Below are 22,109 nucleotides of genomic sequence, written 5' to 3'. Positions count from 1 at the left end.
ACCCGGCTGCGTTGCCAAACGCACCGCCTCGCGCTTGAACTCGTCCGAGAACTTCCTTCTTGTTCGCATCGATTCCTCCTAGACACATGTTGCCATGCAATGTGTCCGGAGAATCGGGAGCAGGCCATAGCGCGAAATGTTCACTCGAGCCATAGTTCTTCGGGTCAGGCGTACCGTGTGGCATTTCTTGCTGGCCATTAGGATCCATAGACCAACCGCCAAATGGACCGCCTTACCTGGTACGGCTGTCGCATTTTCCCACCAATCCAGTCTCATCGCCGTCGCGCCGCAAGGACGATTCGTTAGGGCACTCATCGGAATCTCCCTCATATCGATTATCAATTTGTTCGACCCGTTGTGCGCCGACGTTGCTGGTGTCGTCCCGCGTCGCTAAGCCCTCGGCCCAGAAAACCGCGCACCTGACTCGCGTTCCCCCCCTGGGGTCTACAGGGTGAGCCTTCTCGATCTCCAGGATCGTTTGGCCGCTGCTGGCCGCTGTCGCACTCCCTCGCTTGCGACCGCCTCGGCCCTGTCGATTATTGCGATCCGCCGCGTGCTTTAACGCGGTTGAGGCGCTCCGGCGCCACTTCACTTCGTCCAGCGCGTTCCAACGGTTATGCTCGTTCAGCAATCCCGCCAGTTGCCGGCGGAACGCATCGGTCGGCATGTCATCGCCGAGCAGAGGCCAGGTATTCTGTTGCAGCGGCACGTCCGATCGCAGGTAGCGCCTCCATGCGGTCTCAGCGTTCGCGCCTACGTTCATATCTGGACCCAGCATCACGTCTGTGACGGGGAAGCCCACCCTATCGCATGTATCGTGAACTAGCGCCTCGATCGCGCCGGTCGGGAGTGCCACTCGAAGGCCGGTGAGTTCCCCCGTTTCGGCATCGCACTCCAACAGTCGCACTTTCCCTCGATCGACTCCCTCTGCCGGGTTTCCTCGCCGTGGAGGGAAAAGCCGGGGCGCAAGTGCTCGAAGCTGTTCCGGCACCGAGACCTCGAAAATGTGTGCATTGATGAACAACGTGCGCAATTCACACGCCAGAGCCACCACGCGGAAGCCCCGTGGTGAAAACAAGACGATCTGACGCAGGCTAATCGCGCCATTCAAGAGCTTCCTGCCGGGGCCGATCGGAAAGAAGACCCGGCGCGGTCGCCCGTGTGCCGCCGAGAGATCCCTCAGGAAACCGGATCGGCAACCAGCCAAGGCGTGCAACGTCGGGAAGTGCCGCTCAAGCTGCTTTAAAAGGCGATGGAGATGGGAGGCCGACACCCCGCACAAATGCATAAGATCAGCGCAAACGCCCAGAAACAATTCCCGCTCGGAGAGAGGGTCGAACAGTTCAGTCAGGTCCTGGGAATGCTCATTAGTGGTCCCCCCGCCTCGAACGTGCCTCGACGTGCAGTCCTTCTCGAGCTTCGATCCCTTCGCGTGGGACGTATCAACTGCCTTCCGTGGGCGGCCTCGTCCGCGCTTCGCTGCCCCGGGATCAGCGCCCGACTCTACAGCCTTCTTCGGTCGCCCGCCCCGATGAACGCGCAGTTCGTTCGTGTATCCGACCTGCGCCTCCTGGACATAACGTCGAGCTGATCGCTCGCTGATCTCCCGGCCGAACTGCTCGCCTAGGTGCCTGGCTATCACCCGCGACGACTCTCCCGCCAGGCCTCCCGCACCGCTCCCGGTCGCGCTCGGGTCCAACTGCACCCGGAGCCATGCTTCGCGGGCGCGACGCTCTTCACTGTTCCATCGCGAACGCTTCGACAGACGGTCGTCGATGCTCTCTTCCCCGTCAATGTGCAGACGGTGGGATCGGTCATTTTGGCCAGGTTTCATGCTGATTATTCTCGCATTCGCATGGACGGTTGTCGTCCCTCGCGGACAAGTATTTTTTCTCTTGTGTGCCGAGCGACGCCCAAGAATCCCGTCAGCACAATTACTTATCCTCAAGGGATGTCAGTCGCCCCCCCAGGACCCCAGTAGAAATGCACTTTTCTCTTTATTTTTCGCGCACTTACAGCGCCTTTCGCAGGGACTTGTATCGCGATTCATGCCCTTCTATGCTCCACTCGGCGTTGCAAATCGGCGCCGCACAAACAGTGCAAAAACAGAAGACATTATTCATATATAGGAGCTGACTCGTATGGTCTGCATGACGTGTACTGACCAACAAAATAACCCTCTCACATCGGGGCACGCTCTCGTCCGCCCCTTGTCGTCGGCCGTCGCGGGCTCGATGGACTCCAAGTCCGGGGCCACCGACAGTGCGACGGGGGCCGGTCGTCCGCACAGCGGGGTGGTGGCTTGAAACGCCGGGATCCACAGATCCGCCTGAAGGAGCTTCCGGCCTTCGCACGTGAAGGCGTCAGTGCCTATCTCGACGCTTGGGATCGTTATCTCGAATCTCCGTCGGCCGTGCCGCCGCCGAAACAAATCCAAGTTCCCGTGCCGGGGATTCCCGATCTCTACCTGCTCGGCTATAGGACCGGCGCATTGGCTTGGCGCTCGGACTATCGCAATCCGCTCACGGGTAAATGGACCTGCGTTGTTCTCGGCAGGTTCGGCGCCACTACCATGTCGGCGGCAATCGCCGCCCACTTGCAACTCCAGGCCGACGTCACGGAAGGTCGAAGCCCGCGCTCCCGCCAGATGAAATTCGATGCGGCCGTCGAACAGGTTTTCACGGCTGCGATCGCTCGCGGAAAACGCTCGCTACGGGACGACGTAAGCCGTTACCGAAACCACCTCAAGGGGCGGCTCGGCGATCTTTCGCTTGGACAGTTGAACCGCGGCGTTCTGGAACGAATTGCCCGCGACCTACGTGTGTCATTGACGCCTGCTACTGCCGACCGATGCGTCGCTCTCCTGCGCGCAATTTGCCGTGACCTGGTCGACCTGAACCTGCTCACGACCAACCCGGCGTCAAGCCTCCGAATTGCGAACGTGGTTCGCGCACGTACAACGCTCGCGTCGCCCGACCAGCTTGCACGTCTCGGCGCAGCAATGGCGGCGATGCCCCCATCGCAAACCATCGATTTCGTCCAATTCCTGATGGTCACGGGCCTGCGCTCCGGCGAGGCGCGTCGCGCCAAGTTTAGTGACGTTGATGAGGCACGCGGCGTCCTCAGTCTTCCCGTGACGAAAAGCGGCGTACCGCAATCCATCCCCCTCTCGCCTGAGGCAATGAGAATTGTCGATCGCAGGAAGGCTTACCGCCACAGCAGCGACTTCCTCTTCCCCTCGCGCGACGGCCTGCGCCCGATGTCGCACCCGCACCGCGCATTCCAGGCTCTGCAGAAGCATGCTGGCATCAGCGGCCTTTCCCTGCACGATCTGCGCCGCGGCTTCGCAACAGCCGGCATACAGGCTCAAGGCGTCTCGGTGCTCGACGTCAGCAGACTGCTGAGGCATTCGCGCACCTCGGTGACCGAGACGCATTACCTCATCGCGGACAACGACCGCCTGCGCCAGGCAGCAAACCAGGCTAGTCGGACCATCTACGCCGGGCTCGGCCTAGATGGGGCCCGCAACGGATCTCCCGAATTGCATATCTCGAGCCCTCAGTCGCAGCCATCCACCCGGCCGGGCAATGGCGGCGACCTGCGCGAGATTTTCGACGAACTGCCGCGAGAAGCGGCCTAACACGAGGAGTGAATCATGAGTGGTGACTTGTACTACGACGAACGCGACTACGAGATTGGTGGTGCGTTCTACGAGGGTGATCTTGTCGACGAAGAATGGGAAACGCCCAACCGTGGCTGCTTCGATGACGATCGAGAGGAGGAGTTCTGACTTCGGCAATCAAGCCCAAAGAGGGATTCTCCCCGGAACAGGCTTGCTGTACTTGGTGTGGGTGGCAGCGTCGAAACGCTTGCCGGCAGAGATCGACGCGCCCCCACTGTGATGCACGGCCATTTTAACCAATGGAGCTGATAGCTATGGCCTTCAACGATACTTTTACCACCCCTGACGGGAAGACTTCGATCGCTCGCGGCAGCGTCGGTCGAATGCAGGTATTCCCCAACGGTGTCGCTATCTACGATCTGCGTGGGCGGATGATCGCGTGGATCCCAATCGGAAATGAGACGGTAGGCGTTCTCGTCGTCGAAATGCTGACCGGGTTCATCAATACGCGGGGCCGTTCCAAGATCGATTGGTCGATGCTCGAACTCGCCGAAGATAGCGATCGACGCGCTGCCTGACCACATCTACTGAAGTCGTACAGGTCGGTGGTGCTAATAGGCACCGCTGTAGTTGAGCCGCTAGCCGTGCTGGCTCGCGGCTTTATTTTTGTTACCTGTCCTGGGTGCCTGAGGATTTCGTGGGTCGCTTCGACCTCTCGCACCTTCGACTGGTGTCAATCTGTCCACGGGGGTTACATAAGTATGCCAATTGACACCGACACTTCCTCGATGCCGGGGAACTCGCCTGCCGCTGCCGATGACACCGCGGTCGATGTCTTGTTCGACGATGCGGCGACACGCACCAAGCTCGCGGTCAAGCGATCACGGCTACCGGATTTCTCCCAGTTGCTGGTGCATCTCGATCGTCTCTTCGAGCCGCTCATGGCGCAAGCGCGAGTGAGACCCGTCCCACAAGGCGTCGCCGGCCCCCAGCCCGAACCCGAGATGGCACGCATGCTGCCGCCAGAACTGCCCATTGCTGGCCCGAGCGCCCAGGAACTCGACGCGCGCGATGCCTTTCTCGCTGAACTCGCTAGCGATCCGTCGCCGTTGCAGGTCGTGCCCGGCAACGTAGGCGCCGCGCTTCGCCCTGGCCCTGGTGCCCCGGTCTTCATCGGTTTCGATGCCGAATGGAATGAGGCCAGGGAGGGTAGGAACGAGATTCTCTCCGTCCAGTTCCATCTTGTCGGGCCCAATGGCGAGGTCCTTTCGAAGGTCATTGACATCGTGGGAGGCGAGGTCATCGAGTCGCGCCCCGCCCTGCGTGAGACGCTGTGCGATCTGCTTGAGGAGGCGGAAGACGCCGACGTCTTCGAGGAGTGGCCGAGCGAAGTCATCCTGTGCGGCTTCTTCACGCTTGCCGACATCACCGTATTCCGCGACTTCAAGGAATTTCGCGGCCAACTGCGGGGGATCAATGGCACGCTTGCGACTGTTGGCGATCCTGCGCAGTTCAATCTTCCGATGAGCGAATCGCGGGCCCTCCGCTTGAAGGCGCGCTACGCCTACGCGCTGAATGACCCATTCGATCCGCGGCTCTTATCGGTGCGCATCATCGACGCTTCGCGTCTTGCTCCACCCGGGAAATCTGTCACCACGCTTGGTGACTGGCTCGGGATCCCCAAGCTGACGCTCCCGGCCGGCTACGCAAAGAAGGACATGCGCCGCCTGCAGCGCGAGCAGCCCGAGTTCTTCCGCGCGTATGGCTTGCGCGACGCGGAGATCGCAGTCATGTACGTGCTGTGGGTGCTTTGGTTCTGCGAACGGTATCTCGGTCTGAAGGGGCTAAGTGCAACCGCCAGCGGGATCTCTGTACGCCTCATCGAGCAGTGTATGCTGCGCGATGGCGTACATCCTGACGTCGCGCTGAACTATGAGTACATGCGCGACTGGCATTGGGATGAGGGCAGTGGTCGGCCGATCAGCAGGAAGCGGCGGGTCCCAAGCCGGCTGCGCCGATGGTTCGAGGCACTCCTGTCCGATGCGTACCTAGGCGGTCGAAACGAGGCGTACTGGTTCGGCCCGACCCCCCGCCCGGCCGGAGCACAGCCGTTTTACGACCACGATCTGGCGGCGTGTTACGTAATGAGCCTCGTTGGCCCGATGGCCCTGGACTACGAGCGGATCGAGATTGTCCGCGACGTCTCCCAACTTTGCGGGCATGTGGCCGGATACGCGGAGGTCACGTTTGAGTTCCCCCCGGAGATTGCTCGTCCTTGCTTGCCCGTGGTGATGGAAAAGTATGGCCTTTGGTTCCCCCGAAAGGGGGTGTCCCTCGCCACCGCACCCGAGATCGAACTGGCCCACGAGATGGGAGCGAAGCTCGATGTTCGCTTCGGCATCGTCATCCCATGGAAGGATCGCGCCAAGGTCTTTGCGGACAGTGCGGCTCGGCTGGGCCGGCGGCAGAGGCGCAATAAGCACGAGAAGGCGTCGAACATTGATCCGGCAGGGGGTGGGGAGGCATGCGTGCTAAGCCCGCAGATGCAATTCCCGCCCCCTGATCGCGGAGATGCTGGCTACCGTCCCTTCGAGTCGTCGTCCATCTACACTCGGCTGATGCGCCTCGAGTTCGCCAGGAAGTCCCTACCCCATGAATTTATGAAATTGGTCGGAAACGGTGGGTACGGGAAGACGGGACAAGGTTGCAAGGGACGGAACGGCTTCTCCCCAGAGACGCTCGCGTCCGTGCCCATCGGCCTGTCGAGGATCACTGAACCGGCCATCGCCGCGCTGGTGTCCGGTTTTGCCCGTGCCGTCCTCAGCGAGATCCTGTGGAAGCTCCCCGCCGACGCGCTGCTTGTCTCGGCGACGACCGATGGCCTGCTCGTGAATACGGATCAGCTGGATCTGTCTGGAACGATGTGCCGGCATTTCCAGGCGCTCGTGGACAGGGTCGCGCCGGGCACAAGCATGACGGAGGTCAAGCACGTCATCGCTCAAGCGGTAGCTGGCAAGACGCGCCTCCAACTCACCGGCCTAGCGATAAACGGCGAAGATCCTGTTGTTGCGAAGGGCGGTGTAAAGATTCCACTGGACCTTGCGGAGGGCGACGAGGAACGCGAGAAGTGGCTCATGTCGCCCGCGGGACAAAACGCCTACATGCTCGATCTGTTTTCCAACCGGGTCCCCCACCAGACCATCGTTCGACCGTCCCTGATGTCAATGCGCGACATGTTGATCAAGGACTGGGACTTGCAGACCGTCAATTCCGTGGTGCGACTCAATCTTGAATATGACCATAAGCGCTGTCTCGTTAATCCGCGCATGGTCCGAATCGAGTCGACCGGGATAGAGCATCTCGCGTGTGACACGGTACCTTGGGACACCGTCGAGGAAGGCGAGCTGGCGCGCGTTGTCTTCGACGAATGGCGGAGGGGGCGGGCAGGCAAGGACGGTGAGGTCATCCGTCCGGGGAATTGCCTGAAGACCCTTGAGGACTGGAACGCCTGGCAGGCCTTTTACACGCTCCGTGCCGGGAACCGCGAGCGCAGGCGGCGCCACGAAGTGCGAAGGGAACATGATGACTTCGAGCAATCCGAGACATCCGACAACGGCAATGGCGGCAGTCCTGCATCACGGGGAAAAACGGGAATGCTGTACGCGACCGAGAAGACGTCAGAGGTCGGAATCGCGCGCCGTCTGTTCCTGGCGGCCTACGTTCAGCGAGCTTGGGGACTGGAAAATGTGGATCTTTCGCAGGCGAAGCTCGCCGAATGGCTCACGCAGATGGGCTTCCCGACGAAGCTCCACGATGTGAAGAACGCCGGTCGTTCCCACCTGCACGAGTATGTCCTGCCGCCCATCCCTGACGTCCAGGCATTCCTCGCCGTCGTCAAACAGCGCTTCCCTGGTCTTGAGGTGGAACGCTTCCTCAGCGGCGCGATTTCAGCGGGCGCCTAAGGTTGGCATGGATGCGCGCCCGCGCATCCATGCCTTTTGGGGCCCCAACGGGCTTTGCCCGTTGGGATAACTCCAGAAACGTCGCGCTCAGAAATCGATCGGCCACGGCAACGCCGGGCGCGTCTCGTTTACTCGCCAAGCCGGAATATCGGGAAACCGCGGCAACCGTTCCACGTCGATCGGTTGCCGCAATGCCGCATCCGTCGCGGGATCATGACGGGCCGCAAGCGCGGCTCCAATCCGCGCCACCACCCGATCGGCCATCGCGGCACGCCGCTCCTGATAGATTTGGTCGAGGACAATCCCCTTGTAGAGTTCGACGAGGTCCGCCGCATACTCGTCGTCGGCCGCCACGTCCTTCGCGAAGATGTCATACGGATGGTCAAACACGCTCAACCCCGGCTTCAACGTCCGCAGACACCAGAAGATGGCAGCGGTGCAGCCGCAGATGTCTTCGAGGGAGGCAGTCGGCATATGTGGAGGCTGTGACGTGATCACCGTTACCGAGGCGGTGGTACTCATGGTTGTAGCTCCAGAATCTGAGATGAAGGCAGGCCGATCGTTCGATGCAATTCCGCCTATATGAGTGTTTTTATCGCCTTTTTATGCCCTTAAAGCTCTCCGGGGCTGGTCACCGGCTCGCTGTGTGCGGGCGTTCGCTCGGACCGGTCCAACAGGTGGCCACTCGACCAACGCTTTTTTGCGTTCTGCATTCGCAATTGACATACGTCAACCGCCACGCGAATCATTCAATATAGATTTACAAACAGAGAAACGGCAAACGGAGTGGAAGCTTCGGACGCAAAACCTCAGGCCCAAACCATGAACACGGCCGGCGGCTGGGTTGCCTCCATCGACGCGGCGTCTGTCCGTGTCGCTTTCCCCTCCTCCATCCAATTCTCGAGTCGGCAATAGCGGTGTGAGAGTGCCGTTCGTCCGATCAGAAGCGACCCGATAGATCGTCCCTGCTACCGATCTGCTCTGGCCGTGCCTGAGACAACGCATCTGAAATCCAAATAGATATCGGAGTTATATATGTTCTTGTCGCGACTGGACGAAAAACAGCAGGGTATCTTCCTGTACTACTGTGAGAAGCTTATCTCCGCAGACGGAAAAGTTGATGCCCGAGAAGAGGAATTGCTAGCGTCCTTCAGGGCGCAGATGGCATCGTCGATCACACCGCATAGCAGCTCGGATCTAAGCGCGGACTTCCCTACCTCGGCCAGTAAGGCTGCATTCATGCTCGAACTGCTTGGTCTCGCATATGCCGACGAAAAGTACCACAGTCGAGAAAGAGACTTCGTTCTGACGGTGGCCGACAAGGTCGGGATTAACCAGGAACTCCTCGCAGATATGGAAGCTTGGGTTGTCCGCCAGCTTTCACTGGCGCGCGAGGCTGAAGAATTCATGAGGGACTAATCATGCCACTTCCCTTATTGCTAGTCGGTGCCGCCGTCTTGGCCGGTGGGTTTGGCGTAAAGAAGGGCCTCGATGCGAAGGAAGACTTCAATCGCGCCAAAGAACTGAACGCCGAAGCGAAGGAAATCTACGACGAGGCTTGTAACAGGTTGGAAGTCTCGCGAGATGCGGCCCAGTCGTCAATGAACCGTCTTGGCCAGCTGAAATTTGACATTTACGAACATCGCCTGATCCCCTTTGTCAAAGCATTCTCGAAAATCAAGAATGTTGATTTTCAAGACCGGAACCTCAAAGACGAATTTAATCTCGGTGGGCTGAGCAAGGAAGACATGCTGGCCGTCCAACGATCGGCCCTGAGCATGCAGGATGTCGTCGGCGGCGGCGTAACTGCCTTGGGGGCTGGTGGTCTCGCTGGTTTAGCTGCCTACGGTGGGGTTGGGCTACTTGGCACCGCTTCAACTGGCGCAGCGATCTCGGGTCTCGGCGGCGTTGCCGCAACCAATGCCACCCTCGCATGGTTGGGAGGGGGGGCGCTCAGCGCTGGCGGCTTTGGCGTAGCTGGCGGAACGGCTGTTCTGGGTGGCATTGTTGCGGGACCCGTTCTCGCGATTGGCGGCATGATGCTTGCCTCCAAGGCGGAAGAGGCTCGGCACAACGCATACGCAAATCGAGACAAGGCACGTGCCGCTGCCGAGCAAATGCGAACAGCCGAAACGGTCACACGTGGAATTCGCGATCGCTTTTCCGAGATTCACGACGCACTTCACCGGCTGGACAAGCATTTTCAACCTCTGCTCGACGGCCTGACGCGGCTTGTCGCTGCCAACACCGATTACAGCAGTTACTCTCTTGAAGATCGGAAGGGAGTGATGATGGCCGCTGCCATGGCAAAGACATTGAAAAATGTAATGGAGGCGCCGCTACTCGACCAAAACGGGGCCTTGACTTCAGCATCGAGGCAAGTATTGACCGAAGCTAGAGAGAAGCTTGTTGAGCTAGGCTGAACACGAATGCAGCCCGGGCGATGGAGCCGCGTCCCCGGGCAATCCTTCCGATGAAAGATAAAACACAAGACGATCTCGAGTCCCAGGCTGCGGCACTAATCGCCGATCAGCAAACCGCGCGAATCACCGAGGCGTCGACCCGTTTATTGGGGGATGCCGATCGCCTGCGCCACCTCGCGGAGAAATGGAAGAATGTGGCTCCCGAAATAGCGCAAGGCCGCTCGTTCGAACAGATATTTGTCGTCAAATTCAACCTCGATGCTCTGCAAAAGGGGCGGTTGGATGTCCGCGCATTCACGACAGACTCTGTCGGCAGGCCAACCGACCCCGTCGACATATACATTCAGCAGGCCCGGAAGAAAATTCCCTTTCAAGCAAAGTCTTGTGATAACCCTGTTGCTAGCCTTACCTCCCTCACGGATAAGCTCGACGAAAGCAAGTATCGAGGGATGGGCCGGCTCGCCCCCTCGGAACAATACGAGAAGATCAAGTCCCTGCTCGAAAAGCGCGTCAGATCGGGCTCGCTCAAGCAAGCTCAGTATGAGGACACACTGAAGAACCTGCGACGCGAACTCTCCCTTGACGGAGTTGCCTCTGGCGATACTACCCATGCGGAGGCCTTGAGCGCGACGAACCGCCAAGTTGCCGACAAAATGGCAAATGGATTTGAGCGCCAAACGATCAAGGCGGAAATGCACAGATCCGGCTTGGAAGCAGGTAAGACAGGGGCGATCGTTGCGGGCGGCGTTTCCACTGTTGGCGGATTGCTTCGACTCAGTCGCGGCGAGGCGAATCCAGGCGAAGTGGTGGCGCAAGTTGCTGTTGATGCGGCCAAAGGTTACGCAAGCAGCTACGCGACAACAGCTATCAGCAAGGGGGTTCCACATCTGCTAATCCAAGGAGGCGCATCTCAAAGCGCCACCACCCTTCTCACCAGGAGCAATGCTCATGTAGCGATCGCTGCCGGCGTTGTGCAAAGTGGCAAGTCTATCGTTCGCTACTTGCGGGGTGAGATTAACGGCGAGCAACTTTCATCTGAGGTCAGTCACACAGCCATCACCGGCGCCAGTGCTTTCTATTACGGCGCGCTCGGACAAGCCATCATCCCCATCCCAATCGTTGGTGCGTTTGTGGGTTCGACCTTCGGCTACTTCGTAGGCAACATGCTGCACCAGTCTGCTTTGATCAGCCTCGGCGAATCAGTCTCAGTTAAAGCTGCTAGAGAAAGACGAGAACACGTTGAATCTCTCTGCATGACCGCAATTCCGCTTATGCGGGCCCACCGTCTGGAACTCGAAGCGTTGATGTGTGAGCATTTCGCTGAGCGTCACCAACTACTCACCACGGCTTTTGATGGTTTGGAAAGCAGCATGATCGAATGGGATGCAGACGGATTTACTGCCAAGCTGGAGCTAGTGAACAACGCCTTCGGCGCATCTCTCCCGTTCAAATCACTCACCGAGTTCGACGCCTTTATGGCCGACGATGATCAGTCGTTCATATTGTGAAGACCCTTCCAGCATTCCCTTGTGACGCCTGCGGCGCTTGCTGCAGGCACATCAGACTTGCGGAGGAAACGCTCCATCTTGATCGAGGTGATGGCGTTTGCCGTCACCTCGATGAGTCAACCAATTTGTGTTCGATTTACGACGCACGCCCCGACGTATGTCGAATTGAAGAGCAGTTTCGAGCGAAGTATCAGAGCCTAATCAATTGGAATGCGTTCGTCGAGATTAATGTCGCGGCGTGCACTCAGCTTAAGATATTGGAGGCTTAGGAGGATCGGGCTATCGAGCATTCCTGACAGGGGCACTCGTTTAAAAGGCGCACCGGAGCTTCATCGCTGGGAGGTGACTTTAATTATCAGCGGTGGAGCATAACCAACTGCTTTTTCCTACGACAGATATACTCTGACTTACTTAAAGGACCCGTGATGTTTGGCTTCGGAGCTGATAAGAAAAAATCTGCCCATCTTGCAGGCATCATCTTCGGTTTAAACGAAAGGTTTGCCGCGGAGGTCGGGCTCGTAGCAGAGGGCGGCGCGACAACCCCTCCAGTATATGACGAAAGAAATTTAGCAGTAATTTACGGGTTCGCAGTCGCCGGCGCAAAGCACATGAACGTTTCAGATAAAATTGTCGAAAATGCATTAGATATGTACTTCGGCAACATGTCAGATGGCGATGAGCAGCTAGCCCGGCTTTCGAGAATCGTTGAAGAACCGACTTACGAACCCATTATTATTGCGGCAGCTCGAGCTGGGCATGAGGTGTCGACGCGAAATGATTTTTCGTCGCTGAGAAGGCTTGCAGTCCAGTTCATCGGGAACTCTTTCTAGGTAGACTATGAGTCTCGCTATATTACTTATTGGATTTGCTCACTGCGTTCCGGCGATTATTGTCGGCGGGGTAGCCAACAGCCGCCTTGGCGTAATAGTTGCTACTCTCGCAATGCTCTTTGTCGCGCTTGCTTTTGGTAGTAATCGTTATGTCGTTTACGACTTAGTTGGCGTCGCTCTTGGGGCGTTGATTGGGTTTTCCACCGTTCATAAGGTGCGATAGCTCTCCGAAGAACCCTTCCCGCGCGGACTGCCCCCTGCCCTGCCGGGCCACCGCTTCCCGACCACGTCGCAGGGCAGCGTCCGGACACCTGCGCCTCCGGTCCATACAAGCGCATCTGTCTGGTCTCACTTTGGGCACTGCAAGCAAAATCGAGCGCCCAAGGAAGCCCTTGCGATTCACTAACCTCAAGGGCTCTCAGTTCGCCCATCCAACGGATCGGCTAGCATGCCTTGACCGTACCCACCCTTCTGTCTGAGCCCGAGCTTTGCGAAAACTGCCGCTCTTGCCTCCGACGATGCGGCTGCCCACGACAACAAGGCAGCGACAAATTGATGGCGTTGTTTTGGCGGTACCCCTTGAGTGACTTCCTCGTAGAGCTCAGGTTTCAACGTAACTCGAACTGTCTTTGAGCGTGCAGGTTCTAGCTTGCACTGTCGAAGGTAGCCAAGCAATCGTCTTCGCTCGAGAGGGTCGAGGGTCTCATCCAGCCACCGCGAGATCTTGGCGATCATGCGTGTCAAGGTATGAGGAATAGGACCCGGTGGCTCGAACAAAGACCACCACTCTCCTTCCAGCGCAAGCCATTCCGCAATGACCTTTCGCCGCTCAGCGGCAACATTTACCGCAGTGTTTCTAGTTGAATTCTCATAGATTTTAACAACTGAAAGGGCTCGAAACCTTCCCGCAGGAAAGGCACTGATGGCCCCTCGATTGGAGCGGGTAAGCGGTGCTTCCTGTTCATCACGTTCATCCTGCCGCAGGCGACGGCTCACCCACTTCACGGTGCGATTGCAACGATCTACGCTGCGGCGGCTTGGAGAATCGCTGAGAAGAGGTGCGATTGGTCGGGACATGACTCGATCTCCGCTCCCTATAAGCGTTAGGGTTTTAACGCCAACACCTGAAGAACTTACAATTTACCCTTATAGATCAGCAACTTTCAAGCTTCATTTCTGCCGCATAATACCGCGCCTTACATCGGTATAATGTGCCACACAAAGCGAACCCGGCGGCTGTCCCGCCCGGTTCGCTTTTTATTGTGGCATCCGGAACGGAAGTGATCCCTGCTCGGCTTCGAGAGGCGATTGCTTCCGTTTTTTCTTATGTTGCATGAGGAGACTGCAATGGCCCAAGTGACAAAGTTGCATTCGGCAGCAATCGGTGGCCTACCGCATCTGCGCCTCCACGACCTCATCGCCAAGACCTCGCATGTCCGACTGAAGGAAACGCTGCGCGTGCTTGTCGCGCTGAAGGCTGTCGCGCGCGAGTACGACATGTCCGCGGACGCGATCGTTCATCTCCCTTACTCCTTGGAGAAACCGTCGCCCCCTCAATGGCGACAGTGTGAGATTGCATATCTTTGGATGTACGACACTGGAGCCTTGGAAAAGTATCTATTTGAAATCGAACAGATCGTTTGACCCCTTTCCGCAGTGACCCAGGAGAAGGCCATCATGACCAAGAAACAGCAGCTGCTTACCAAATTCATCGCACGCGATAGGTCAGGCGCGGCGCTACGCACGCATGAAACCCTGCTTGCTCACGGCTTCAAGTGGAAAGACCGCGGTGAGACGCTGATGTATTTCAGCAGAACGGCGGACGGGCGTGAATTGGGACTGCTAGCTATGCGTCCCGGAGTGATTTCCTTCCCTGCCAACTTTTGGAATCTTCACGCGATGGCACTGGACCGCGCGCTCCATTCAGTGGGATCGAGCAAGCGAATTCCCGTTGATGATGGGTGGTTCACGACTAGCCAGTACTCCGCCGCCCAGATTGCCCTGGAGCCGGCAACCGAATCAGCAATCACCGACATCATTCGCGAGATCGTCGTACCCGAAGGGCTGTCCGCTGGCGCCCGGCTAGCAGCCTCTCCCCCGACGCTCGGATAGGAACGTCGCGCGCTGTCCTATCACGCCTCCTGCAAGGCAGCAGGAGCTCTGTTGGTCGTAATAGCGGGAGTCAAGAAATGCCTGACAATATAATCATCGCCGCGAGCGAGGAGATTGTTTGCCCAAAGTGTGGGCACCACTATCCCTTGGAGCTCGGCATTACCCGTCAAACCATCGAGCGCTACGCAGCGGAATTTGATGCGGCATTGGGTTTGCGTCGCCAAGAGCTTGAGAAATCCCTGTTCAAGGAAGCTGACAGGAGAGCAAAGCTCACGTATGACAAACAGCTCAAGACTATCTCAGACCAGTTGCTCGCAGCACAACGGTCGGAAGAAGCGGCGCGGCGACGGGTGGCTGAAGCCCACGAGGAGGGAAAGGCAAGAGCTCTTGCTGACTTTGATACGGAAAGGCTCCTGCTTACCCGTGAGTTGGCTGCAAAAGACGAGAAGCTAAAGGAGTTCCGCGCGCAAGAGCTTTCGCTTCGGCAAGAACGCAAACAGCTAGAGGACGCTCGAGAGGCGCTAGCACTTGAGCTGAACCGAAAACTTGATCTCGAGCGCGCCCGTATCCGCGAAGAGATTGGGCAGAGGCAGGCACAGCGCATCGCGATGATTGAGGGTGAGTACAAGAAGAAGATCGAGGACGCACAGCGCGCGAACGAAGATTTGCGGCGCAAGCTTGAGCAAGGGTCTCAGCAACTTCAGGGCGAGGTATTGGAGCTGGAGCTCGAAGATGTGTTGGCGGGGGCCTTTCCACACGACTCTGTCGCGGGAGTGAAGAAAGGACAGCGAGGTGCCGACGTTCTGCAGACGGTGCGAACACCCTCTGGCCGCGAGTGCGGGCGGATCGTCTGGGAAGCGAAGCGCGCAGGAAACTGGTCGGAGAAGTGGTTGCAGAAGCTCAAGGACGATCGAAAGCAGACTGGAGCGGAGATTTCCGTGCTTGTGACGACGACGATGCCGCGAGGACTTGAACAGCCCTTCGGCCGGGTAAGCGAGGTGTGGATCACACCTCCTCATCTTGTACTGCCCCTCGCCGAGACCCTACGAGTGATCCTTCTGGAGGTCAGTCGCGTGGCGCAGATGAACACATGTCGGGGGGAAAGGGTGGAGTTGCTCTTCCAGTACTTGGCGAGTCCGCGGTTTGTTCAGCAAGTGGCCGCAACGATGGACTCTTTCTCACGCATGAGGATGGACCTCGAAGCTGAGAAACGCGCCATTCAGAAAATTTGGTCGAAGCGAGACGCTGAGTTAGTTCGGGTGGCCACCTCGATGTCCGCGGTTATCGGTGAGTTGCAGGCGATCGCACAAGAGTCCCTACCCGGACTTGAGGCTATCGACTCCTTGCACCGACTCGCAGCAGTGGCCGAGTAGCGTTCACCTTCGCACACCGATTCCCTCTTACGGCGTGCCCTAGGGGGATTACTCGCGGGTGATGTTCCACGCCCACTTCGATGATGAAGATCCACGGGAGAAACGACATGGCTCAACTAACGTTGCATCGTGAAGATTGCGAACTCCGCGGTAAGAAGCTGAGCGCCAACACGCTCGCAAGCTTTCTCGTAGTCCAGCATGTGGCCTCGGTTTCGGATCTGACAACGGACCGAAGCATGAATGGCGCCGCACTTCGATTCCTTAACCGGGATCGCGCGATCGGCTACTGGCGGGACATGGATTGGATCGAGTGGAATGGCAGCGGCTACACGCTAACCCGCGCCGGGTTAGATGAGGCGCTCAACCGTGAAGCGGGCATCGCGGTCAATGAGCAGGGGAAGAAGAAGGCCGGGAATGTGACCCCTGAACAAGTCAGGCAAGCTCGCATGTTCATCTTGCACGGTGGAGCGGCGACCGCTCCAATCCTGACGGCCGCATTAGCCCTACCGTAACACCGCTCCCCGACCAAGTCGCAGAACAGCGTCCCGACACTGCGCTTCCGGTCCATACGAGCGTATCTGGTGCCCATCTGGTCCCACCTCGGGCCTCGCAAGCGAAGCCCTGCGTCCACGAAAGCCATTTCGATGCCTAGTTTGGTGGCCGAGTATCGTAACCACTCTCACGGACTGTTAATCCGTGTGTCCCTGGTTCGAGCCCAGGTCGGGGAGCCAGTAAAGCCAAGCAAATGGGCCACCTCTCGAGGTGGCCCATTTGCTTTCGGCACTCCCGACATTCCCGCGGCTACCACCCCAACGCGGCAGCAGCGGCCGCATCGGAACCTCATTCCTGACTGCTGTCATGCCGCCGTCGCAAGCGTGCGTGGCGCCCGTCGCTGCCATGATCGAACGCGTGCTTTGCCGTGGTCATCGCCGTCAAGGCCGCCGCGACCTTGTAGTTGACGGTTTCCCGCGGCATCACGCCCTTCGCGTCTGCAATCCCGACCGGCAAACCGGTGAGGATCTCCATGGCCTCATCCACGGTCGCGACGGCATGGACGCGGAAAAGCCCCTCGCGTGCCGCCGCAACGACATCTTCGCGCAGCATGAGATGGCGAACGCTCGCCCGCGGTATGACCACCCCCTGCTCGCCTGTCAGGCCGCGAGCGACGCAAAGGTCGAAGAATCCCTCGATCTTCTCGTTCACACCGCCGATCGCCTGGACCTCGCCGAACTGGTTGACCGAACCGGTCACCGCGAAGGACTGGCGGATGGGAACCTGGGCCAGCGCAGACAACAAGGCACAGAGTTCGGCCAGTGACGCGGAATCCCCCTCGACCGGGGAATAGGATTGCTCGAATACCAGGCTGGCCGACAGCGACAGCGGCTGATGGCGCGCATAGCGGGCGCCGAGAAAAGCGGAGAGGATCAGAACGCCCTTGGAATGAATCGCCCCGCCAAGCTCGGTTTCACGTTCGATGTCGACGACATCCCCCTCTCCGAGCCGCGCCGTGGCCGTAATGCGCACAGGATGGCCGAATTGCTCGCCGGCGAGTTCGACGACGACCAGGGCATTTATCTGGCCGCAGCGCGCGCCCGTGGTGGAAATAAGCGTTGTACCTTCCACCATCGATTCGAGCACCCGCTCGGCGTATCGCCCGAATCGCCGCGAGCGGGATGCGATCGCCGCATCCACCTGCACACAGCCTACCGCGGGCAACTGTGCGGCGCGTGCATGGAAATCCGCTTCACGCATCACGTCCGTCAGCAAGCGCGTCTCCAGACTGAGCCGCCCGGAATCTTCTGCGAGTCGCGCGCCATGCTCCACCAGGCGCGCAATGCCGGTCCGGTCGAAGGGCAACAGGTCCGACGCTCGCCCGAGCATCGCGAGCAAGGCAGCGTAATGCGCAACATTGGCATCGTTGCGAGGCATATCCTCGTCGAAGTCGGCTGCCACCTTGAACAACTCCGGAAAGTCCGGATCGTTCTCCGTAAGCAGGTAGAACAGCTCGCGGTCACCGACAAGTATCACTTTGACGTCGCACGGGATGGACTCCGGTTCCAGAGTGAGCATGTTGCTCCAGCCCTGCGCTTCCGCCGGAGGCTCGATACGGATCTCTCGCGCACGCAACGCACGTTTCAACCCTTCCCACGCAAAGGGCTGCCCAAGGAGCCGCTCGACATCCAACACCAGATATCCCCCGCACGCCCGATGGAGGGCTCCGGCACGAATCAGGCTGAAATTGGTCACGAGCGTTCCCAGCTGGGAGATGTGCTCGATGCGCCCGATCAGATTGCCGAAGGTCGGATTATCCTCGCAGACGACCGGAGCACCGCATGTGGCAGAGTGATCGACCAGCAGCTTGACCTGATATCGGTGGAATTTCGTTCGTGCCTCGTCCTCCGCCCCTTCGTCCTCGCCGCCTTCCTGTGCAGCCCAGTCGCTGCCGCTGGCGAGGATCTCCTTCCGGATCGAATCGAAGAAGCCCAGCACGGCTGGAAGATCCGCGTAGCGCTCGCGCAACCCGCGCATCAAGTGCGTAACTGCGGGCGTCAGGGCATCGCAGGCGGCCCGCTTCATCGCCTCGTGCAGCTCCTTGCGCCAGCCGGGGAACTGTTCGAGCAGATCCGCCAGGCGATCGCTCCACGCCCCCACCTTCTTCTCGACCTCCGCCCGCGTTTCGGGAGGAAGTGCGTCGAAAGCCTCGGGGGACATCGCCTCCCCGTCCTTCGTCGGCGCAAACACGAAACCGTCCGGCGTCTGCAGTAGCGACACCCCATCGGCCGCACATGCCTCCCCGAGCTCGTGCAGCGCCCCGTCTTCCCGCGTCTTGTGCGCATCCTGCAGGGATTCGACGCGGTTGCCGTAAGTCTCGCTTGCGAGCGCCGCCTCGATTGCCGGACCGAGATCGGCGATGAGCGCGAGCATGTCGCCGCGCAGTTGCGCCCCCCGGCCTGCACTCAGGGTCAGAAGGCGGGGTCGCTGCGGATCGTCGAAATTGTGCAGATAGCACAGATCGGGGGGAACCGGACCGCCGGCCGCAACTTCTCGCAGCAAGCGAAAAACCGTGGCATGTCGCCCGGTTCCCGGCTCGCCAAGCACGTAGACGTGGTAACCGGGCTGGCGCATTGCAAGACCGAACCGCAACGCCTCCTCTGCCCGCCCCTGCCCTATCCCGCCAGGCAGATCCGGAAGCTTAGCGGTATCGGCAAACTCGAATATATCGGGTGCACAGCGAACCCGAAGGCGGTCCGCCGCCAGTGGGCGCAGGTCGACCATCTTGTTGTTCTCCCGATGCTGCGATGAAAACGGGGGGTCCGGACGCCCGACGCCTCATCACCATCCCCTCGCCTACCCCTCCGGCAAGGGCGGTCAGCGAATCCCCCGACGCGAGAGATCGCCCCAGCGCGTGTCGTGGTGGGCAACGTCATTCTCGAACTGAGGAAAGCGCCGGTCATGCTCCATCAGGAGCGACATGATCGTCCCTGCATGCTCTGGCGGAAATCCCTGCCGCTTCCCGCCTCGTGTGTCCGTCATCAACAGGAAGATGAACTTGCGGCACTCGGCCGTCCCCCACATCCCGTCGATCTTGCGAAGATGAGGAAAACGCTCGTAGAGCTTTTCGGTCGAAGTTTCTGTGACGCGTGTCGTCATGGCAAATCCCCCGAAAGGGCTACATGCAATCGCCGGAAGGCTAATACTTTTGGCTCATATCAACGGGCCCGGATACACGCTACTGTGCCAACTACGGAGGCTGCCGGCAACAAGGACCGACCCCGGCATTGAGCGGGAAGTGATTTCCGGTCTTGCCTTCAGCCCGAACGGGCTGTTAACTATCATCCAAATAGACAACCGCACCCGGCCACAGGTTGCCCAACTACCGCAACATGCAGCTCATGAGGCACATTCAGCCAGTCATCCGATGAAATCGATTCCGATCTATCCTGCCAGCGGGCAGCTACCACTCCCAACCGACGCGCCCCCTCCGGCCGGGACCACCCTATTGGACAAGCGCGGTCGCGCTGTTCACGACCTGCGCATCTCGGTCACGGACCGCTGCAACTTCCGCTGCATCTACTGCATGCCGCGTGAAGTGTTCGGCGCCGACCACGCCTTCCTCGCACGCAAGGAGCTCTTGTCGTTCGAGGAAATCACCAGGATTGCCCGGCTCTTCGCCGCCCGCGGCGTGCGCAAGATCCGCATCACCGGTGGCGAGCCCCTGCTGCGCAAGCATGTCGAGAACCTCATCGCCCAACTGGCAGAGATCCCCGACGTCGAACTCACGCTGACTACCAACGGGGTGCTGCTACCTAGGATGGCGGGCGTATTGCGGGATGCCGGACTGCACCGCATCACCGTGAGCCTGGATGCGATCGACGACGCGACCTTCCGCAAGATGAACGACGCCGACTACCCGGTTGCGGCGGTCCTCAAGGGCATCGCGGCAGCCGAAGATGCCGGATTCGGCCCCATCAAGGTCAACATGGTCGTCAAGCGCGGCGTCAACGACCACGGGGTGATCGACATGGCGCGCCATTTCCGCGGAACCGGCCACATCCTGCGCTTCATCGAGTTCATGGACGTGGGCAGTTCGAACGGATGGGAGATGAGTGCCGTAGTCCCGTCGCGGGAGATCATAGAACGGATTCACCAGGTGTTCCCCCTCGAACAGATCGAGCCGAACTACACAGGCGAGGTTGCCGAGCGCTGGCGTTACCGCGACGGCGGCGGCGAGATCGGAGTCATCTCGTCCGTGACACAAGCCTTCTGCTCGACCTGTACCCGCATCCGCCTGTCGACCGAGGGCAAGCTCTACACCTGCCTCTTTGCACAGAGCGGCCACGACCTCCGCACCCTCTTGCGCTCCGGAGGCGGCGATGCGGAGCTCGATCGCGCGATTGCAGCGGTCTGGCAAAACCGCGAGGACCGCTACTCCGAAATCCGCACGGCCAACACGGCGGGACTGCGAAAAATCGAGATGTCCTATATCGGCGGCTGAGTTACTGGCCCACTTCCTGCTTATGGCGAACTCCCGGGCATCCCGAAATGGTATGCCCAAACGCTTCCTCCCGCCCTATTCGGCGGGTAGGGCTCGTGCGGAATGTTCAGCCACATGCATCGCAAATCCCGTCCAGCGAATTCCTTCTTCCGCGGCCTGAGTACTGCTGTAGCGCTATGCGCCCTCGTTTCGCTGACGAGCCTCACTGGTTGCAGCTCGACCCCTGCCGGATCGGCGGAAGAAGATCTGCAGTATCAGCTGGCATGGCCGGCCCCCCCCGAGGAACCCCGTTTCGTTTTCGAAGCGGAACTCAGGAACCAGTCTGACATACGCGACGAATCGGACGAAGACCGTCTGAAGCGAATCCTCACGGGGCACGACAAGAACTCCGAGCAACCCGTTTACCGCAAGCCGTCCGCCCTGGCGGCTCGAAAGGGGCGGCTTTACGTCGCCGACCCGCACAGCGCATCGATCTATGTGTTCGACATGCCGCGCCGGAAGGTCTTCCAGATCGGCCAGCGGGAGCCTAATCGGACGCGCTCGCCGATCTCGATGGCGATCGACGCCCAGAGCCGGCTGTATGTCCTTGATTCGAGCGCGAAAAAGGTGATGGTATTCGACTCGCTGGGTCTGTTCATGTTCTCCGTCGGCAACCCAGGCGATCTGGTAAAACCAGCGGGAGTGGCGGTCAGTCGCGACGGCTCCCGGATAGTCATTGTTGACCGCGGCAGCGTTGATGTGGACGACCATAAGGTCATCGCCTACGCACCGGACGGCAAGGAGCTGTTCAGAATCGGCCCTCGCGGCACGGATCCGGGCCAGTTGAACATACCCCTCGACGCGACCATCGCCGAAGACGGCACACTGCACATTCTCGACTCCGGGAATTTCCGCATTCAGTCCTTCGACGAAACGGGAAAGTTCCTCTCGAGTTTCGGGTCGGTCGGCAACGGACTAGGAAGTTTCTCACGGCCACGCCGGATCACGAGCGACGCCGAAGGCAACATCTACGTTTCCGATGCATCGTTCAACAACGTGCAGATCTTCACACCCGACGGAAGCCTGCTCATGTGGGTCGGCAAGGCCGGGATAGCGAACCTCCCCGGTCAATACGCACTGATCGGCGCCATCACGGTAGACGAGACCGGACGGCTGTATGTTGCGGATCAGTACCACCTCAAGGTCGAAGTCTTCCGTCCGGCCGGGACTGGCTCGGTCACGGGCGCATCGGGGCGGGCAGGCGCCGCGGGGCGAGCCCCCTGAACACTCATCAAGCATAATCA

The 22,109-nt window shown here is 59.5% G+C and carries 21 protein-coding genes and 1 riboswitch; of the genes, 15 read left to right on the top strand and 6 right to left on the bottom strand.

The window, feature by feature from the left end; translation table 11 throughout:
* On the bottom strand, nt 1-69 hold a 69-nt coding region (locus GO615_RS29530), incomplete at its 3' end, for a transposase (RefSeq protein WP_169131142.1).
* Nucleotides 70-232: 163 nt separating this feature from the next.
* Nucleotides 233-1,834 (bottom strand): hypothetical protein, encoded by a 1,602-nt coding sequence (locus GO615_RS19590; protein WP_169131136.1) that lies wholly within the window; start codon nt 1,832-1,834, stop codon nt 233-235.
* A gap of 468 nt (nt 1,835-2,302) precedes the next feature.
* Between GO615_RS19590 and GO615_RS19585 the strand changes: the two genes are divergently transcribed.
* The 4 genes from GO615_RS19585 to GO615_RS19575 all read left to right on the top strand — a co-directional run bounded on the left by GO615_RS19585 (nt 2,303) and on the right by GO615_RS19575 (nt 7,584).
* The gene (locus tag GO615_RS19585; RefSeq protein ID WP_169131134.1) at nt 2,303-3,640 is read left to right on the top strand and encodes a tyrosine-type recombinase/integrase; all 1,338 of its coding nucleotides are present in this window, start codon (nt 2,303-2,305) and stop codon (nt 3,638-3,640) included.
* A 15-nt stretch (nt 3,641-3,655) separates the two neighbouring features.
* Nucleotides 3,656-3,790: a hypothetical protein gene (locus GO615_RS29230; RefSeq protein ID WP_281358734.1), complete on the top strand. Its 135-nt coding sequence runs from the start codon at nt 3,656-3,658 to the stop codon at nt 3,788-3,790.
* Nucleotides 3,791-3,936: 146 nt separating this feature from the next.
* Nucleotides 3,937-4,200, top strand: coding sequence for a hypothetical protein (locus GO615_RS19580; protein WP_169131132.1), 264 nt, complete (start codon nt 3,937-3,939; stop codon nt 4,198-4,200).
* A 183-nt stretch (nt 4,201-4,383) separates the two neighbouring features.
* A complete protein-coding gene (locus GO615_RS19575) occupies nt 4,384-7,584 on the top strand; it encodes a hypothetical protein (RefSeq protein WP_169131130.1) in 3,201 nt (1,066 codons plus the stop codon).
* A gap of 87 nt (nt 7,585-7,671) precedes the next feature.
* On the opposite strand, the gene GO615_RS19570 is transcribed toward GO615_RS19575, so the two are convergent.
* Complete coding sequence (locus tag GO615_RS19570; RefSeq protein ID WP_169131128.1) at nt 7,672-8,106, bottom strand: hypothetical protein; 435 nt, start codon at nt 8,104-8,106, stop codon at nt 7,672-7,674.
* Between the two features lie 244 nt (nt 8,107-8,350).
* Nucleotides 8,351-8,436, top strand: a riboswitch (cyclic di-GMP riboswitch).
* A gap of 183 nt (nt 8,437-8,619) precedes the next feature.
* Between GO615_RS19570 and GO615_RS19565 the strand changes: the two genes are divergently transcribed.
* The 5 genes from GO615_RS19565 to GO615_RS19545 all read left to right on the top strand — a co-directional run bounded on the left by GO615_RS19565 (nt 8,620) and on the right by GO615_RS19545 (nt 12,345).
* Nucleotides 8,620-9,003 carry a hypothetical protein gene (locus tag GO615_RS19565; protein WP_169131126.1) on the top strand — a complete coding sequence of 128 codons (384 nt, stop codon included), beginning with the start codon at nt 8,620-8,622 and terminating at the stop codon, nt 9,001-9,003.
* Nucleotides 9,004-9,005: 2 nt separating this feature from the next.
* Nucleotides 9,006-10,007, top strand: coding sequence for a hypothetical protein (locus GO615_RS19560; protein WP_169131124.1), 1,002 nt, complete (start codon nt 9,006-9,008; stop codon nt 10,005-10,007).
* 50 nt (nt 10,008-10,057) lie between these two features.
* Nucleotides 10,058-11,515 carry a hypothetical protein gene (locus tag GO615_RS19555; RefSeq protein ID WP_169131122.1) on the top strand — a complete coding sequence of 486 codons (1,458 nt, stop codon included), beginning with the start codon at nt 10,058-10,060 and terminating at the stop codon, nt 11,513-11,515.
* Nucleotides 11,512-11,784 (top strand): YkgJ family cysteine cluster protein, encoded by a 273-nt coding sequence (locus GO615_RS29525; protein ID WP_169131120.1) that lies wholly within the window; start codon nt 11,512-11,514, stop codon nt 11,782-11,784. Before GO615_RS19555 ends, GO615_RS29525 begins: the two co-directional genes overlap by 4 nt.
* Nucleotides 11,785-11,940: 156 nt before the next feature.
* Nucleotides 11,941-12,345: a hypothetical protein gene (locus GO615_RS19545; RefSeq protein WP_169131118.1), complete on the top strand. Its 405-nt coding sequence runs from the start codon at nt 11,941-11,943 to the stop codon at nt 12,343-12,345.
* Between the two features lie 408 nt (nt 12,346-12,753).
* On the opposite strand, the gene GO615_RS19540 is transcribed toward GO615_RS19545, so the two are convergent.
* A complete protein-coding gene (locus GO615_RS19540) occupies nt 12,754-13,422 on the bottom strand; it encodes a hypothetical protein (RefSeq protein WP_169131116.1) in 669 nt (222 codons plus the stop codon).
* A gap of 270 nt (nt 13,423-13,692) precedes the next feature.
* On the opposite strand from GO615_RS19540, the gene GO615_RS19535 reads away from it, so the two are divergent.
* The 4 genes from GO615_RS19535 to GO615_RS19520 all read left to right on the top strand — a co-directional run bounded on the left by GO615_RS19535 (nt 13,693) and on the right by GO615_RS19520 (nt 16,342).
* Nucleotides 13,693-13,989, top strand: a complete 297-nt coding sequence (locus tag GO615_RS19535) for a hypothetical protein (protein WP_169131114.1) — start codon at nt 13,693-13,695, stop codon at nt 13,987-13,989.
* Between the two features lie 33 nt (nt 13,990-14,022).
* The gene (locus GO615_RS19530) at nt 14,023-14,457 is read left to right on the top strand and encodes a hypothetical protein (protein WP_169131112.1); all 435 of its coding nucleotides are present in this window, start codon (nt 14,023-14,025) and stop codon (nt 14,455-14,457) included.
* Between the two features lie 77 nt (nt 14,458-14,534).
* Complete coding sequence (locus GO615_RS19525) at nt 14,535-15,830, top strand: DUF2130 domain-containing protein (RefSeq protein ID WP_169131110.1); 1,296 nt, start codon at nt 14,535-14,537, stop codon at nt 15,828-15,830.
* A 107-nt stretch (nt 15,831-15,937) separates the two neighbouring features.
* Complete coding sequence (locus GO615_RS19520) at nt 15,938-16,342, top strand: hypothetical protein (protein ID WP_169131108.1); 405 nt, start codon at nt 15,938-15,940, stop codon at nt 16,340-16,342.
* 328 nt (nt 16,343-16,670) lie between these two features.
* Here the strand turns inward: GO615_RS19520 and GO615_RS19515 are convergent, their stop codons facing one another.
* Nucleotides 16,671-19,106, bottom strand: coding sequence for a Lon protease family protein (locus GO615_RS19515; RefSeq protein ID WP_169131106.1), 2,436 nt, complete (start codon nt 19,104-19,106; stop codon nt 16,671-16,673).
* Nucleotides 19,107-19,199: 93 nt separating this feature from the next.
* A complete protein-coding gene (locus GO615_RS19510) occupies nt 19,200-19,481 on the bottom strand; it encodes a hypothetical protein (RefSeq protein WP_169131104.1) in 282 nt (93 codons plus the stop codon).
* Nucleotides 19,482-19,749: 268 nt separating this feature from the next.
* Between GO615_RS19510 and moaA the strand changes: the two genes are divergently transcribed.
* Both moaA and GO615_RS19500 read left to right on the top strand, forming a co-directional pair.
* Nucleotides 19,750-20,826: a GTP 3',8-cyclase MoaA gene (gene moaA / locus GO615_RS19505; protein WP_169131140.1), complete on the top strand. Its 1,077-nt coding sequence runs from the start codon at nt 19,750-19,752 to the stop codon at nt 20,824-20,826.
* Nucleotides 20,827-20,928: 102 nt separating this feature from the next.
* Nucleotides 20,929-22,089, top strand: coding sequence for an NHL repeat-containing protein (locus GO615_RS19500; protein WP_169131102.1), 1,161 nt, complete (start codon nt 20,929-20,931; stop codon nt 22,087-22,089).
* Nucleotides 22,090-22,109 lie beyond the last annotated feature (20 nt).

Origin of the sequence: Aromatoleum evansii (genome assembly GCF_012910805.1) — a bacterium.
Classification (GTDB): domain Bacteria; phylum Pseudomonadota; class Gammaproteobacteria; order Burkholderiales; family Rhodocyclaceae; genus Aromatoleum; species Aromatoleum evansii.
This window is presented reverse-complemented; position numbering and strand designations above follow the sequence as displayed.

Excerpts from the sequence above, each read along its gene's own strand:
- GO615_RS19535 (WP_169131114.1), top strand. The coding sequence starts at position 13,693 with ATGGCCCAAGTGACAAAGTTGCATTCGGCAGCAATCGGTGGCCTACCG.
- GO615_RS19555 (WP_169131122.1), top strand. The coding sequence starts at position 10,058 with ATGAAAGATAAAACACAAGACGATCTCGAGTCCCAGGCTGCGGCACTA.
- GO615_RS19510 (WP_169131104.1), bottom strand. The coding sequence starts at position 19,481 with ATGACGACACGCGTCACAGAAACTTCGACCGAAAAGCTCTACGAGCGT.
- GO615_RS19545 (WP_169131118.1), top strand. The coding sequence starts at position 11,941 with ATGTTTGGCTTCGGAGCTGATAAGAAAAAATCTGCCCATCTTGCAGGC.
- GO615_RS19540 (WP_169131116.1), bottom strand. The coding sequence starts at position 13,422 with ATGTCCCGACCAATCGCACCTCTTCTCAGCGATTCTCCAAGCCGCCGC.
- GO615_RS29230 (WP_281358734.1), top strand. The coding sequence starts at position 3,656 with ATGAGTGGTGACTTGTACTACGACGAACGCGACTACGAGATTGGTGGT.
- GO615_RS19515 (WP_169131106.1), bottom strand. The coding sequence starts at position 19,106 with ATGGTCGACCTGCGCCCACTGGCGGCGGACCGCCTTCGGGTTCGCTGT.
- GO615_RS19580 (WP_169131132.1), top strand. The coding sequence starts at position 3,937 with ATGGCCTTCAACGATACTTTTACCACCCCTGACGGGAAGACTTCGATC.
- GO615_RS19575 (WP_169131130.1), top strand. The coding sequence starts at position 4,384 with ATGCCAATTGACACCGACACTTCCTCGATGCCGGGGAACTCGCCTGCC.
- GO615_RS19525 (WP_169131110.1), top strand. The coding sequence starts at position 14,535 with ATGCCTGACAATATAATCATCGCCGCGAGCGAGGAGATTGTTTGCCCA.
- moaA (WP_169131140.1), top strand. The coding sequence starts at position 19,750 with ATGAAATCGATTCCGATCTATCCTGCCAGCGGGCAGCTACCACTCCCA.
- GO615_RS19520 (WP_169131108.1), top strand. The coding sequence starts at position 15,938 with ATGGCTCAACTAACGTTGCATCGTGAAGATTGCGAACTCCGCGGTAAG.
- GO615_RS19500 (WP_169131102.1), top strand. The coding sequence starts at position 20,929 with ATGTTCAGCCACATGCATCGCAAATCCCGTCCAGCGAATTCCTTCTTC.
- GO615_RS19530 (WP_169131112.1), top strand. The coding sequence starts at position 14,023 with ATGACCAAGAAACAGCAGCTGCTTACCAAATTCATCGCACGCGATAGG.
- GO615_RS19560 (WP_169131124.1), top strand. The coding sequence starts at position 9,006 with ATGCCACTTCCCTTATTGCTAGTCGGTGCCGCCGTCTTGGCCGGTGGG.
- GO615_RS19590 (WP_169131136.1), bottom strand. The coding sequence starts at position 1,834 with ATGAAACCTGGCCAAAATGACCGATCCCACCGTCTGCACATTGACGGG.
- GO615_RS19570 (WP_169131128.1), bottom strand. The coding sequence starts at position 8,106 with ATGAGTACCACCGCCTCGGTAACGGTGATCACGTCACAGCCTCCACAT.
- GO615_RS19565 (WP_169131126.1), top strand. The coding sequence starts at position 8,620 with ATGTTCTTGTCGCGACTGGACGAAAAACAGCAGGGTATCTTCCTGTAC.